Below are 14,365 nucleotides of genomic sequence, written 5' to 3' on the forward strand. Positions count from 1 at the left end.
CGTCGGCGTGCTGCTCATGACGTTCGGCATGTACGGGCGGGTGAGCGGGCGGCTGCCGCACGACAATCCCTACTGGCGCGCCAGGAATCCCCAGGGGGTCGCCCGCGAGCGGGCGGGCCTCACCGCGCGGCCCGAGGACGAGGCGCGGACCCAGCCGCCCCAGCGGGATCCCCGGCGGAGCCCCGAGCGGCACCCTGAGCGCCGCCAGGAGCGCCAACCCGAGCACCGTTCCGACCAGCGCCCCGAGCACCGTCCTGAGCACCGTCCTGAGCGGCGCCGTCGACGGCTTCGAGGAACGCGCCGAGGATCCGCTCCCCGGCCCTGACGCCCCGGTCGCTCAACGCGGTGACATGCGGCGCGCCCCACCCGGCCGCCGCCAACTCGCCATGCCCGGGCCGCCAGCCACGGTCGGCGGCCAGCAGCAGGTCGGTGTCGAGGAGCGAGTCCCCGGCCGACAGCACGGTCCCCGCGCCGACGCGGCGCGCGATCTCGGCGACGGCGGCGCTCTTGGTGAGCGGGCGCGGCACGGCGTAGAGCTTGCGCCCCTGGAGCGAGACGGTCCAGCCCAGGGGCGCGGCCCAGTCGGCCAGCTCCTCGGGCCAGGACTCCGGCATCAGGGCGCGTTCGACCACGAGGTAGGCGAACAGGCCCTCGGCGTCCCGCTCCTTGAGCAGCCAGGCCGCGTCGGCGGAACGCGCCAGGTGCGCCTTCACCTCGGCGAGCGGCGCGCAGTCGGCGGCCAGGCGCCGGCGCACGCCCGCGTGCCACTCCTCGTCCGTGGCCCCTTCCACCAGCAGGTGGCCGCCGTTGGCGCAGATCGCGTAGCGCGGCGCGGGTCCGGGGAGCCGGATCCTGAGGTACTGCTCGCGCGTGCGCGTGGTGGTCGGGACGAACAACGCGCCGGGGTGCGCGGCCAGTCGGGCGATGAGCCCGGCGGCGGTCTCGGTGACATAGGACTGCGGGCGCGCCTGGTACGCCTCCACGGTCAGCAGCCTGGGGGCGCGCGCGTCCGGCACGTCGTCGAGGGCGAGCGCGGCGGCGGAGTAGATGAGGGTGCGGTCCAGGTCGGAGGCGACGAGCGTGCGGGGCGTCCCCCCGGACGAAACCTGGTTGGGGGTCCCCCCGGACGGAGCCTGGCTGGGGGCCCCCCCGGACGAAGCCTGGCTGGGCGTCCCCCCGGACGGAGCCTGGTTGGGGGTCCCCCCGGACGAAGTCTGGGGGAGGGTCCCCCCGGACGGAGTCTGGGGGAGGGGCGGCAGGGTCACTGGGCGGCCTTTCCGTCGGCGCCCGTGGCGCCCCGGGTGTAGCGGGGGTGGATGAGCCCGACGCAACTGTAGGGCAGGTCGTCGGTCTCCTCGACGGGCACTCCGCGCTGCTCGGCGAGCAGCCTGATGTGGTCGAGGTCGGCGCCCGCGCCCCGGCGCGCGAGCACGCGCCAGGGCACGCGGCGCAGCAGCACGCGCGTGGTCTCGCCGACGCCGGGCTTGACGAGGTTGACGTTGTCGATGCCGTACTCCGCGCTGATGCGCTCGACGGCGCGCCAGCCCGCCCACGTGGGGGCGCGTTCGGCCGGGTCGGCGGCCAGCAGCGCGGCGGTGTCGGCGGCGACCCCGGCGGCGATGGCGGGGTCGGCGAAGTGGGCGCCGACGGCGTCGAGGAAGGCCGCCGAGACGTCGGCGCCCGCGAGGTCGCGGTAGTGCTTGGCGCCGTGGAAGTCGTCGGGCCCGACGAGGTCCGCGCGCAGCACGGTGCGCGATATCAGCCCGGAGACGGTGGAGTTGAGGCACGCGGAGGGGATGAGGAAGTCCTCGCGGGTGCCATAGGTGGTGACACAGCCGCCGGGGTCGGCCAGCACGGCGAGCGACGGGTCGAAGCGCGGGAACGGCGCGAGCGCGTCGGCCAGCTCGCGGGTGATCGCGCCCTTGCCCGTCCAGCCGTCAAGGAACACCACGTCCTCGGGCTCGTGGTGGGCCGCGAGCCAGCGCATCGCCGTGGTGTCGATGCCCTGGCCCCGCACGATCGAGACGGCGTAGTGCGGCAGGTCGACGCCGTGGGCGTGCCGGGCCCAGCGGCGCATCAGGATGCCGATGGGCGTCCCGGCGCGGGCCAGCGAGACCAGCACGGGCACGTGGCCTGGCCCGGCGCGTTCGGCGAGCACCGCCTCGGTGACCGTGCCGACCGCGCGGGCCACCCTGGCGGACGAGGCGGCCAGCGCGTTGTGGAAGAGGCGCTGGTACTCCTCGCTCGGCTGGTACTCCACGGGCAGCGACTCGGCGTAGTGCGCGCCGCCCGACTGGATGGCCTCCTCGCGCTCCTCCGCGGGCGCCTCCAGGGTGACGTCCGAGAGGTCCTGGAGCAGCCAGCCCACCTCGTCGGGGGCGTAGGAGGAGAACGCGGGGCCGCGCAGCGGGTGCGGCAGCCGCGGGACCACCGCGAGCAGCACATGCGCGGCGTGCGCGCCCAGGGTGGCCAACAGCCCGTCGGGGGCGTGGAGTCGGGGGGTGTCACCGGCGGCGTCGGTGACCAGGACGACGGCGTCCCAGTCCCGGCCCGCGACGTTGTAGACATAGCGCGGGCCCGGTCCGTCGGCCGGGTCGTCGTGCGCGGGGAACGTCAGGCGCGTGCGGATCGCGTAGCCGGGGTCGTCCACGGGGAGCACGGGGGAGCGCGTGGTGGTGGAGAACAGCACCTCGGCGCCGCCAGGGGCCAGCGCCGCCTCGAGGGCGACGGCGAGCCGCAGCGGGACGTGGATCAACTCCTCGGTGCCGAGCACCAGGACGCGCCGGGCGCCCGCCGGGAGCGCGGCGGCGATGGCACCCGCGGGCGCGGCGACGGAGGCCTCGAGCCGGGCGTGGTGCGCCGGCGTGAAGCCATGGCGCCCGCCGTCGGGCAGCCCGTCGGGCCAGCCGAGGTCGACGCGGGTGACGGGCGCGGGGGCGTGGGCGGGCGCGGGGGGCGGCGGCGCGTCGTCGGCAACGCGCGCCGCGTGCGCGGCGACGAGCGCCGCGCCGCGCTCCAGGACATCGGGCGGCAGGGTGACCAGGCCCTCGGCCAGGGCCGTGACCTCGACCGCGGCGCCGAGCTCCGCCGCGAACTTGGCCAGCGCGGCCCGGTCCGTCTCCGCCCTGGTGTCCACGAGCACCGCGACGACGTAGCGGTCGCGCGGGCTGTGCCGGTGCAGCGCGGCGATGGTGTTGCGCACGGTCCTGCCGGTGGACAGCTCGTCGTCCACCAGCACCAACGGGCCGCTGCCCGCGAGCAGTCGGGCGTCGGTCGGCAGCAGCAGGTGGGACGTGTGGTGGCTGTGCTCCTCCTCGAAGCCACCGGCGGGCGCCACCCCGGGGACGGGGCGGCGCGTGGAGTGCAGATACGTCACATGGCCGAGGCCCTCGGCGACGCAGTGCCCCAGGCCCGTGGCCGTCTCGGCGTAGCCGAGCACCACGGCGTGCTCGGCCGCGTCGCCGAGCAGCGCCCGCACGCGGCGGCCGAGCTCGACGCCGGTGCCGTGGACGGTGGCGGGGCGCTGCGGGACGTGCTTGCCCAGGACCCCGGACACCAACAGGTGGGCGCGGCGGGGGTTGTGGCGCAGCGCGAGGCCGAGCATCGCGCGCGCCCCCTCGCCGTGCAGCCGGACGCCGAGGCGGCGCGTGACCCACTCCCCCGGCCAGGGGGCGGCCTGCCCGCTCACGCGACACCCGCGGCGAGGAAGTCGACGAAGTCCACGCCGTCCCGCGCGACGCCGAAGACCTCGGCGCGCAGCAGGGTCCGCTGCGCCCAGGCGCGGTGCGGCTTCACCTCGTTCATCTTGTTGGTGTAGGCGGAGCGCAGCACGCCGCCGCCCTCGCGGCCAGGGCCGAGGATGTCGGCGGCGTCGCTGAACTCCTCCTGGCTGACCACCGAAAGGGCGTGCACGGGCGCCACGTGCGAGGGGTGGATGCAGGTCTTGCCGAGCAGTCCGTTGGCGTGGTCGAGCACGATCTCGTGCAGCAGCCCGTCCATGTCGTGCTCGATCAGGCGCGCGCGCAGCTCCTCGTGGCGGCCGCTGAACGGGCTGTTGCGCAGCCGCGGCTTGAACATCCGCTCCTGGCCCCTGAAGTACTCCCAGACGGGCCCGGTGACCGTGTAGCCGGATCCGTCGGAGCGGCCGAAGACGTTGACGACGTCGGCGATCACGGAGGCGACCAGGTGGACGTCGTAGGCGGTCATGTCGCGGCTGCGGCGCAGCCCGTAGGCGGCGCAGAAGTCGGTGACGCCGAGCCGGACGGCGGGGACGCGCTCGCGGTACTTGTCGACGAGCCTGGCCGTCGCGGTCAGCCCGGTGGCGCGGGTCTCCAGGTGCAGCAGCTCGGGGGACTCGAGCACGGGCATGGCGAGCAGGCGGCTGCCCGAGACGACCTCGGCGGCGGTGAGCGCCTCGAGGAACGCCGGTCCCGTGGCGGCCGTGAACTTGGGCAGCACATAGCCGGTGAGCAGCGCGGCGGTCGCGCCGAGGCGGGCGGTGAGATCGGCGATCTGGGCCGCCGTGCGGACGCGCACGAACAGCAGCGGCAGGTCACCGGGGGCCGCGGCCCCGGCCAGCTCGGCGAACTGGCGCACGAGGTTCTCCTCGGCGCCGGGGACCTCCTCGTCACTGATGGAGTCCTCCAGGCACAGGACCATCGACACGACGCCCGAGGCCGCCTGCTTGCGTATGTCGGCGGCGAGGTGGGGGCGGGTGGCCGGGCTGTAGAGGGTGGCGCCGAGCGCGATGCCGATCGTGTCGACGGGGGAAGCGGGCCCGAATTCCGCGGGCTCCTGGTGGAACAACGCGCGTCGGCGCGCAGGCGTGAGGTGCCCGTAATGCCGCATGGATCTCCCCGGGGTGCAAACGACGGCTCCGGTCGCCCCGCTGGCTGGACCGGATCCCTCGGCAATCGTAAACGCGGCATTGTTTCCTCAGTATGGCCACAGGCAGGATTACTTATATGACGCACGGGTTGGAGGAGGGGGCGGCAATTCACCTGCCCGTCGCCGGGTTACGCGCCGTGTTGCACTGGCTGCCGACAGGAACCGATCCACGGCGCGGAGTTCCGGATCTCGATCTTTCCGTGGTGCTTCTGGGGGCGGGCGGCCGGGTGCGTTCCGAAGGGGATTTTGTTTTCTACAACCAGCCGCGCCATCCCACGGGCCTGGTCAGGCGCCTGTCGAAACGCCGCGACCGGCACGGGCTGCGCGACACGGTGGAGGCGGACCTCGGGCGGCTCGACGCGTCGGTGACGCGCGTGGTGCTCGCCGCGTCCACGGACGGCGCAGGGGGGTTCGCGGCGGAGCGCAGCATGCCGAGGCTGCTGCTCCACGACGCGGCGGGGGGCGCCCCGTTGGCCGCCCTGCCGCTGCGGCCCGCGCCCGGCGAGACGGCGGTGGTGTGCGGGGAGCTGCGGCGCTCGGACGGCGGGGGCTGGGAGTTCCACGCGTCGGGCCCCGGCTACGCGGGGGGCCTGGTGGCGCTCGCGGCCGCGTACGGCATCGCGGCGGCCAACGCGCCGGAGCCCGCGCCGCGGCCGCGCGTCCACACCCCGACGCCGCCCACGGGCACGGCGTACGGCTACCCCGAGCCCGACCCGGCGTTCACCCTGCCCCCCCAGGGCCCGCAGTTCCTCCCATCCGACTGAGGCCCGTCCTGCGGATCGGGTCGGCGGCGCCTGAGCGGCGCCTGAGCGGCGCGTGATCCGCCCGGACAGGCGGGCCCCTAGGCCCGCATCGGCTTGGTGCCGCGGCCCCAGGACATGCCCCAGCCGTAGAGGCGGTCGATCTCCGACTGGAAGCCGTAGACGTACTTCACCTCGCGCCGCGCGACCAGCTGCCCCTTCTTGTGCTCGATCAACGCGACCGCGCACGAACGGGCGCCAGGCACCGGGTCGTCCAGCCCCACCTCGACGTTCTTGCCGTCGGCCGACACCAGCGTCACCACCACGTCGGCCCGGTCGAACGCCGGGACGCCGCTGTAGATGTAGACGAAGACCAGCAGCCGCTTGAACTCGTCGGCGTGGTCCAGGTTCACGTACAGGCTCTCGCCCGACGCCGTGCCGCCGAACCGGTCGTCGCCGCTCAGGTGGATGTACGGAGGGTCGTTGAAGTCACCGAGCAGGCCGCCGAGGGACTGGACGACGCCCCGCGAGCCGTCGTTCAGCTCGTACAGGCAGGCCAGATCCAGGTCGATCGTGGCCACGCCCTGCGAATGGCCCTGGATCTCGGCGGGCTTGAAGAGGTCGAGCGGCCGCCGCAGCACCTGGGCGATGCCGCTCGACCGGTTGGCGAAGTCGTTGTTGGGGCGCATCCGCCAGGACAGATCCACGCGCAGCGTCCCGGTGTCCGCGCCCTCGGCGGTCAACGGGGCGGTCGGGGACCGTTTCGTCAGCTCGGTGGCGTAGCTCGAGATGCCGCCCGCCATGTCGAACCTCTGCTTCCGCATGCCGCCTTGCCGCCAGTAGGACCACAGGGACGTCATGGACGCCGCCCACCCCTCGACTCGTCTCCGTCACACCGGTAGCGGGGCGGTCGGTGACCACCCCGCTACCGGAAGGCTTCCTCGGATGTCAGCCGCTCACACCCGGCTGCTCTCCTTCTCCGCCCCCGACTCCTCCGCCGCCGCGTCGAGCCGGTTGGCGCGCACCGACGACCAGAACGACAGGCCGATCAGGCACACGCCGAGCAGGCCCGTGATCACCTCGTTGAGGTGCCAGCGGATGCTGATCAGCAGCAGCAGGGCCAGCGCGCCGATCGCGTAGTGGGCGCCGTGCTCCAGGTACCGGTAGTCGTCGAGGGTGCCCTGGCGGACCAGGTAGATGGTCAGCGACCGCACATACATCGCGCCGATGCCGAGGCCGAGCGCCATCAGGAAGATCTCGTTGGTGATGGCGAACGCGCCGATCACGCCGTCGAACGAGAACGACGCGTCGAGCACCTCGAGGTAGAGGAACAGGAAGAACGCCGCGCGCCCCGCGACCCCGACCGCGGAGACCTCCTTGCCCTCGGCCGCGGCCTTCTTCTTGGCCTCGGCCTCTTCCTCCTCAAGGCGTTCCTCGTCCTCCTCCAGGCGGTTCTCGAAGAAGTCCGAGAGCCCGCCGACCAGGAGATAGACGAGCACGCCCGCGACACCCGAGAGCAGCACCGTGTCCGACTTGTCCGCGTGCAGCCCGCCGTGCTGGTAGGCGCTGGTGGCGATCTGGGTGGCGGCCACCAGCAGCGCGGCCAGCGCGACGCCGACGGAGAACCCGTTGATCCGGCCCAGGTGGGACAGCGGCTTCTCGATCCACCGCAGCCACATGACCTCCCGCTTCTCGAAGATGAAGTTGAGGAAGATCATCAGCAGGAACATGCCACCGAAGGCCGCGATCGACGGGTGGGCGTCGGTGACCAGCTCCTCGTAGTGGTCGGGGTCGTCGAGGGCAAGCTCGACGGCCTCGATCGGGCCGAGCCCCGCCGTGACGGAGACGATCACCACCGGGAAGATCAGCCGCATGCCGAAGACGGCGATGAGAATGCCGATCGTCAGGAAGATCTTCTGCCAGAAGGCGTTCATCCTCTTCAGGACACCGGCGTTGACCACCGCGTTGTCGAAGGAGAGGGAGATCTCCAGGATGGAGAGGATCAGCACGATCGCGAAGGCTTCCCAGCCCCAGAAGAGGGCGGCGGCGACCAGACCCACGATCGTCACGCCGAACGACCAGCCGAAAGTTTTCAGAATCACAAGAAGTCCAGTCTCCGCGCCGGGTGGCGGATGTGCGGGCTGACAAGTCAGATGGCTCGGAATTTCCCCTTGCCACGGTGCCGGTGCGGCGCGGTGCCGTCGGCGTGGTTGATGATGGAGGAACGGCCGACGCGGGTCACAGCGTCCGCAACGCCGTGACGTAATCGTTCAGGTCGCGCGCGTCGGGCAGACCGTTGACCACTGTCCAGCGGACCACGCCTTCCTTGTCGATGATGAACGTTCCGCGCAGAGCGCAACCCCTCTCCTCGTCGAACACCCCGTAGGCCCGCGCGATCTCGCCGTGCGGCCAGAAGTCGGAGAGCAGGGGGTAGTCGAGCCCCTCGCGCTCGCCGAACACGCGGAGCGTGAACGGGCTGTCACAGGAGACGGCGAGCAGCTGGACGTCGTCGTTGACGAACGTCGGCAGCGCGTCCCGCAGGGCGCACAACTCGCCCGTGCACACTCCGGTGAAGGCGTAGGGGTAGAAGAGCAGGACGACGCTCCGGCCACCGCGGTAGTCACCGAGCGTGACGGACTGACCGTGCTGATCCCTGAGCTGGAAGTCTGGGGCCTTGGTGCCGGGCTCGATCGCCATGGACGGGTGATCCGATTTCCTGTCGTAGGTGAAGTGACGCGGCCCAGCCTACGACGAGGCCCCTGGCGGCTGATGTGCCCCCAGGGACCTGTGCGCATCCACACGCGGCGGCGATGCGGCGGTCGTTACTTCTTGCCCGCCGCCTTGGGCGTCACCAGGCGGCTGCCTGACCAGTCCTTGCCCGCGCTGACGCTGCTCGTCTGGGCCAGGCCCGCGGTCTGCGCCGCCTCACCGATCTCGCTCGGCTCGACATAGCCGTCGCGCCCGGTCTTCGGGGTCAGCAGCCAGACCGGCGCCCCCGGATCGATCATCGTGGTGGCATCCACCAGCGCGTCGGTGAGGTCGCCGTCGTCCTCGCGGAACCACAGCACCACCGCGTCGGCCACGTCGTCGTAGCCCTCGTCGACGAGATCCTGGCCCGTGATGGCCTCGATGCCCTCGCGGAGTTCCTGCTCGGCGTCGTCGTCGTAGCCGAGCTCCTGGACCACCTGTCCGGGCTGGAAACCCAGCCGAGCGGCGGGATTGGTCCGCTCCTCCGCGTGGTCCGCGGTCGCGCTCACGGATTGCTCCTGTCCTGTGTCGGAAAGCATTCGGTAGGTACGAAGAGACCCGCGCGTGCGCGGGGCTTGGCCGTAGTCCACACGGGCGGGGCGGATCGCGCAAGTACCCGACGGCCGAGCCCGCCCAAACGTTGACGTCTTGGCCCACGGCGAAACGCGTCGACGACCCCCCGCGCGAGCGAACGGGCGTTCGTCGGGCGTCCACCGTGGGCGTAGGCTGGCAGGTCGGCCAGGACGTGAGGAGCCCCCCGCCGGAGCCGCCGGGGAGGGGGCGGCGATGATTACCGCACAGTAGAGATGACGTTTCGCCGTCAGCGGTAGACGATGGAGGCGGCGCGACACAAGCAGAGCAGACAACTCACAGTGAAGGAACAGCGTGGCTTCCGGATCAGATCGCAACCCGATCATCATTGGCGGCCTTCCCAGCCAGGTCCCGGATTTCGATCCTGAGGAGACCCAGGAGTGGCTTGACTCGCTCGACGCCGCCGTCGACGAGCGAGGCCGGGAACGGGCCCGCTATCTCATGCTCCGCCTGATCGAGCGCGCCCGAGAGAAGCGGGTGGCCGTGCCCGAGATGCGCAGCACGGACTACGTCAACACCATCGCGACCAAGGACGAGCCGTTCTTCCCCGGCGACGAGGAGGTCGAGCGAAGGATCCTCAACGCGACCCGCTGGAACGCGGCGGTCATGGTCTCCCGCGCCCAGCGCCCCGGCATCGGGGTCGGCGGGCACATCGCGACCTTCGGCTCGTCGGCGTCGCTCTACGACGTCGGGTTCAACCACTTCTTCCGCGGCAAGGACGGCGGCGACGGCGGCGACCAGGTGTACTTCCAGGGGCACGCCTCCCCGGGGATCTACGCCCGCGCCTTCCTGCTCGACCGGTTCTCCGAGGAGCACCTCGACGCGTTCCGCCAGGAGCGCTCGAAGGAGCCGCACGGCCTCTCCAGCTATCCGCACCCGCGGATGATGCCGAGCTTCTGGGAGTTCCCGACCGTCTCGATGGGCCTCGGCCCCATCAGCGCCATCTACCAGGCCAGGATGAACCGCTACATGCAGGCGCGGGGCATCGCGGACACCTCGAAGTCGCACGTGTGGGCGTTCCTCGGCGACGGCGAGATGGACGAGCCCGAGTCGCTCGGCCAGCTGTCCCTGGCCGCGCGCGAGGGCCTGGACAACCTCACGTTCGTCGTCAACTGCAACCTCCAGCGGCTCGACGGCCCGGTGCGCGGCAACGGCAAGATCATCCAGGAGCTGGAGTCGGTCTTCCGCGGCGCCGGGTGGAACGTGATCAAGCTGATCTGGGACCGCACCTGGGACCCGCTGCTCGCGCAGGACCGCGACGGCGTGCTGGTCAACAAGCTCAACACCACGCCGGACGGCCAGTTCCAGACGTACGCCACCGAGACTGGCGCGTACATCCGCGACCACTTCTTCGGCGGCGACCAGCGGCTGCGCGCCATGGTCGAGCCGATGTCGGACGAGCAGATCCTGCACCTGGGCCGCGGCGGCCACGACCACCGCAAGGTGTACGCGGCGTACAAGGCGGCCGTCGAGCACCAGGGCCAGCCGACGGTGATCCTGGCGCAGACGATCAAGGGCTGGATGCTGGGCCCGAGCTTCGAGGGCCGCAACGCGACCCACCAGATGAAGAAGCTCACCGTGGCCGACCTCAAGGGCTTCCGCGACCGGCTGCACCTGCCGATCCCGGACAGCGAGCTGGAGTCGGGCCTGCCGCCGTACTACCACCCGGGGCGGGACTCCGAGGAGATCCAGTACATGCACGACCGCAGGCGCGAGCTCGACGGCTACGTGCCCACGCGCGTCAACCGTTCCAAGCCGCTGGTGCTGCCGGGCGACAAGGCGTACGCGGCGGTGCGCAAGGGCTCGGGGCAGCAGCAGGTCGCCACGACGATGGCGTTCGTGCGGCTGCTCAAGGACCTCATGCGGGACAAGGAGATCGGCAAGCGGTTCGTGCCGATCGCGCCCGACGAGTACCGCACGTTCGGCATGGACTCGCTGTTCCCCTCGGCGAAGATCTACAACCCCCTGGGGCAGACCTACGAGTCGGTGGACCGCGAGCTGCTGCTCTCCTACAAGGAGTCGCCCTCGGGCCAGATGCTGCACGACGGCATCACCGAGGCGGGCTGTACGGCCTCGCTGATCGCGGCGGGCTCGGCGTACGCGACGCACGGCGAGCCGCTCATCCCGGTGTACGTCTTCTACTCGATGTTCGGTTTCCAGCGGACCGGCGACCAGTTCTGGCAGATGGGCGACCAGCTCGCCCGCGGTTTCGTCCTGGGCGCGACCGCGGGGCGCACGACCCTGACCGGTGAGGGCACGCAGCACGCCGACGGGCACTCCCAGCTGCTGGCCTCGACCAACCCCGCCTGTGTCGCGTACGACCCGGCGTTCGGCTTCGAGATCGCGCACATCGTCAGGGACGGCCTGCGCCGGATGTACGGCGAGAACGCCGAGGACGTCTTCTACTACCTCACCGTCTACAACGAGCCGATCACGCAGCCCGCCGAGCCGGACGGCGTGGACGTCGACGGCATCCTCAAGGGCCTCCACCGGTACCGGGAGGGGACGGCGGGCAGCGTTCCCGCGCAGATCCTCGCCTCGGGTGTGGCCGTGCCATGGGCGCTCGAGGCCCAGCGGATCCTGGCGGAGGAGTGGAACGTCAGGGCCGACGTCTGGTCCGCCACGTCGTGGAACGAGCTGCGGCGCGAGGCCGTGGACGTCGAGCGGCACAACCTCCTGCACCCGGAGGAGGAGCAGCGCGTCCCGTATGTGACGCGTGCGCTCACCGGCGCCCAGGGACCGTTCGTGGCCGTTTCCGACTGGATGCGTTCGGTGCCCGACCAGATCGCTCGCTGGGTGCCCGGCACGTACCAGTCGCTCGGCGGCGACGGGTTCGGCTTCGCCGACACCCGCGGCGCGGCGCGGCGCTTCTTCCACATCGACGCGCCCTCGATCGTGCTGGCCGTGCTGACCGAGCTGGCCAGGGACGGCAAGATCGACCGCTCGGTGCTCAAGCAGGCGATCGACCGCTACCAGCTGCTCGACGTGGCGGCGGCCGACCCGGGCCCCGCGGGCGGCGACGCGTAACACGCCCCGCCGGGGGCACGATCCCGCGGCCCGCGCCTCCCCTTCGACCGGGGGGCGCGGGCCGTTCGCCGTGCGCGGAGGGGCGCGCGTGCGGCGCGCGTCCTGGACCCGCTTGTCGGCTCGCGCGCGCGACCTCCTAAGATGCGGCAACAGTGTCGAAAGTCCGTATCGCCCCGTCCACCGCCCATCGCGTCCCGTTGCCGCTCGCGGTGGTGCTCGTCGTGCTGGCGACCGCGGGCTGGATCGCGCGGGGCGCGGAGGCCGCCCCCGACGCGTACGAGATCCAACTCGACGCCTGGGCGCGGGGGTCGATCGCGGGCGAGCCGCTGCCCGACGCGGACGACGCGCCGCCCACGCGGGTCGCGGCGTTCTTCGACGGGCTCACCGAGCGGCAGCGCCACCGCCTCGCCCACCGCTACCCCCTGGTCGTCGGCAACCTGCCGGGCGCCCCGCCGCCCCTGCGCTACGAGGCCAACCGCACGTCGCTCGCGAGGGCGCGGGACAGCGAGCGCCGCCGCTCGTTCGACGAGCGCCTCTCCCCCGCCGGGCAGCGCACGGCCGGGCGGCGCGCGAACCGTTTCGCCTCGATGCTGGACGAGGGGCGGCAGTTCCTGTCGTTCGACCCGACGGGGCGGGGGCGGGCGGCCGAGGTCCTCGGCGATCTCGAGACCGCGGAGCGGATCTCGGTGGTGGTGCCGGGCGCGGACACCCAGCTGCTGACGTTCGAGAGGACCCGGCAGAAGTACCACGCGCCCTCGGGCATGGCCGAGGCGCTGCACGCGCGCGAGCGCGAACTCGCGCCCGGCGTGCGGACGGCCGTGATCGCCTGGGCCGACTACGACACCCCCTCCGCGCACTCCATGTCCGCCGCCACGACCGAGTTGGCGGCCGACGGCGCCGAACGGCTCGTGACCACCGTGGACGCGCTCCCCGGGCGCGCGCCCGTGGCGCTTTTCTGCCACTCCTACGGCTCGGTGGTGTGCGGCCTGGCCGCCGAGGAACTGCCGCGGCGCGTCAGCGACATCGCCGTGGCGGGCAGCCCCGGCATGCGCGCGGGGAGCGCGTCGGGGCTCGGCACCGACGCGCGCGTGTGGGCGATGCGCTCGCCCGACGACTGGATCGGACGCGTCCCCCACCTGGCCATCGGCCCGCTGGGGCACGGCAGCGACCCGGCGAGCCCGTCGTTCGGCGCCCGGCTGCTGGCGACCGGCAACGCCCGTGGCCACAGCGGGTACTTCGAGCCAGGGACCATGAGCCTGGGGAACCTGGCGAGGATCGGCGCGGGCGCGGTCGGCGCCGTCACCTGCGCCCCCGAGGCCCCCTCGTGCCGGGCGGAACGGGACGGCGCGGAGATCAGATGACAGGAACACACCCATCCGGGGGAAGCCTCTTCGTCAGTCCCGGCGCTTACGATGACCCGCATGGGTGATGTGCTGGCCGGAATCCACTCCAGGTGGGAGTTCGACACCGACTCCGTGCTCATCCGCTTCGAACGGGGGATACGCACGCCGAAGCTTTTCCAGATCCTGGGGGAGCGCCGTATTCCCTACGAGGCGCTGAGCTCGATCGACCTCGTCCCGGGGACGCGCAAGGGCACCGTCGTGCTGCACGCCGTGCCGCGCCCCGGCGCCGACCCCCTGCTCGACGCCGCCGCGGGCCAGCTGCGCCAGGCGGCCGACCCGTACCGGCTCGTCCTCCCCGCCGAGCGCGAGACGCTCGCCGACTACTACGCCACCGAGCTGCGCATGGCGCTCGGGCCGCAGGCCGACCGGGACGCGGACGAGTACCTGGTGGCGGCCCCGACGGCGCCGCTCCAGTTCAAGGCGTTCGACGGGAAGGTGTCGTTCGACGGCAAGGTGGTGACGTTCCGCTGGTTCTGGACGGGCGCCTCGTCCGCCAAGTGGAAGGCGGGCGACCAGTCCTTCCCCGTGAGCGAGCTCGCGGACGTGGAGTGGCGCTCGCCCGAGATATCGGGCGGCCATCTGCGCCTGCGGCGCCGGGGCCCCGACGGCAACCCCGAGGAGCACGAGGGCCCGGCGGACCAGGACCCGGCGTCGGTGGTGTTCGGGCTCGGGTACGGCCTGGTGCACGAGTCGCTGCCGCTCGCGGCCGCGGTGCTCGAGGCGGTGCGCGCGGCGGAGCCCGCGACCGGCTCCCGCATCGGCCACCGGGCGAACCCCGCGGACATCGCCAACCGCATCCGCCACCTCGGCGAGCTGCACGACGCGGGGCTGCTGACGGACGAGGAGTTCACGGCGAAGAAGTCGGAGCTGCTCGCGGAGTTGTGAGCGCGGGCAACACGCGTAGCGTGATGGCCTGCGGCCCGCTCAGCAGCGAAACCCGCACGTGGGCCCGCGGGCTTGCCCGCGCGG

General features: G+C 72.5%; 11 protein-coding genes. 4 read left to right on the plus strand and 7 right to left on the minus strand.

Annotated elements, in window-relative coordinates; genetic code table 11:
• Positions 1 to 119: 119 nt before the first annotated feature.
• The 3 genes from D7318_RS06410 to D7318_RS06420 all read right to left on the minus strand — a co-directional run bounded on the left by D7318_RS06410 (position 120) and on the right by D7318_RS06420 (position 4,848).
• A complete protein-coding gene (locus D7318_RS06410) occupies positions 120 to 1,064 on the minus strand; it encodes an HAD family hydrolase (RefSeq protein WP_230423487.1) in 945 nt (314 codons plus the stop codon).
• A gap of 197 nt (positions 1,065 to 1,261) precedes the next feature.
• Positions 1,262 to 3,688: a phosphoribosyltransferase gene (locus D7318_RS06415; RefSeq protein WP_230423438.1), complete on the minus strand. Its 2,427-nt coding sequence runs from the start codon at positions 3,686 to 3,688 to the stop codon at positions 1,262 to 1,264.
• Positions 3,685 to 4,848, minus strand: coding sequence for an HpcH/HpaI aldolase/citrate lyase family protein (locus tag D7318_RS06420; protein ID WP_120695886.1), 1,164 nt, complete (start codon positions 4,846 to 4,848; stop codon positions 3,685 to 3,687). Before D7318_RS06420 ends, D7318_RS06415 begins: the two co-directional genes overlap by 4 nt.
• Positions 4,849 to 4,964: 116 nt before the next feature.
• On the opposite strand from D7318_RS06420, the gene D7318_RS06425 reads away from it, so the two are divergent.
• Entirely contained in the window at positions 4,965 to 5,651 is a 687-nt protein-coding gene (locus D7318_RS06425) for a TerD family protein (protein ID WP_120695887.1), read from the plus strand.
• A 77-nt stretch (positions 5,652 to 5,728) separates the two neighbouring features.
• Here D7318_RS06425 and D7318_RS06430 read toward each other — a convergent pair whose 3' ends face one another.
• The 4 genes from D7318_RS06430 to D7318_RS06445 all read right to left on the minus strand — a co-directional run bounded on the left by D7318_RS06430 (position 5,729) and on the right by D7318_RS06445 (position 8,884).
• Positions 5,729 to 6,487 (minus strand): Tellurium resistance, encoded by a 759-nt coding sequence (locus D7318_RS06430; RefSeq protein WP_120695888.1) that lies wholly within the window; start codon positions 6,485 to 6,487, stop codon positions 5,729 to 5,731.
• A gap of 96 nt (positions 6,488 to 6,583) precedes the next feature.
• A complete protein-coding gene (locus tag D7318_RS06435) occupies positions 6,584 to 7,729 on the minus strand; it encodes a DUF475 domain-containing protein (RefSeq protein WP_120695889.1) in 1,146 nt (381 codons plus the stop codon).
• A 136-nt stretch (positions 7,730 to 7,865) separates the two neighbouring features.
• Positions 7,866 to 8,324, minus strand: coding sequence for a peroxiredoxin (locus tag D7318_RS06440; RefSeq protein ID WP_120695890.1), 459 nt, complete (start codon positions 8,322 to 8,324; stop codon positions 7,866 to 7,868).
• A 125-nt stretch (positions 8,325 to 8,449) separates the two neighbouring features.
• Entirely contained in the window at positions 8,450 to 8,884 is a 435-nt protein-coding gene (locus D7318_RS06445) for a DUF3052 domain-containing protein (RefSeq protein ID WP_113686792.1), read from the minus strand.
• A gap of 376 nt (positions 8,885 to 9,260) precedes the next feature.
• Between D7318_RS06445 and aceE the strand changes: the two genes are divergently transcribed.
• From aceE to D7318_RS06460, 3 genes are all read left to right on the plus strand, one after another.
• Positions 9,261 to 11,993 (plus strand): pyruvate dehydrogenase (acetyl-transferring), homodimeric type, encoded by a 2,733-nt coding sequence (gene aceE / locus D7318_RS06450; RefSeq protein WP_120695891.1) that lies wholly within the window; start codon positions 9,261 to 9,263, stop codon positions 11,991 to 11,993.
• A gap of 152 nt (positions 11,994 to 12,145) precedes the next feature.
• A complete protein-coding gene (locus D7318_RS06455; protein WP_120695892.1) occupies positions 12,146 to 13,354 on the plus strand; it encodes an alpha/beta hydrolase in 1,209 nt (402 codons plus the stop codon).
• A 60-nt stretch (positions 13,355 to 13,414) separates the two neighbouring features.
• The gene (locus tag D7318_RS06460) at positions 13,415 to 14,281 is read left to right on the plus strand and encodes a DUF4429 domain-containing protein (RefSeq protein ID WP_120695893.1); all 867 of its coding nucleotides are present in this window, start codon (positions 13,415 to 13,417) and stop codon (positions 14,279 to 14,281) included.
• The last annotated feature ends 84 nt before the right edge of the window (positions 14,282 to 14,365 follow it).

It is taken from the genome of Streptomyces radicis, from assembly GCF_003626575.1.
Lineage (GTDB): Bacteria > Actinomycetota > Actinomycetes > Streptomycetales > Streptomycetaceae > Streptomyces > Streptomyces radicis.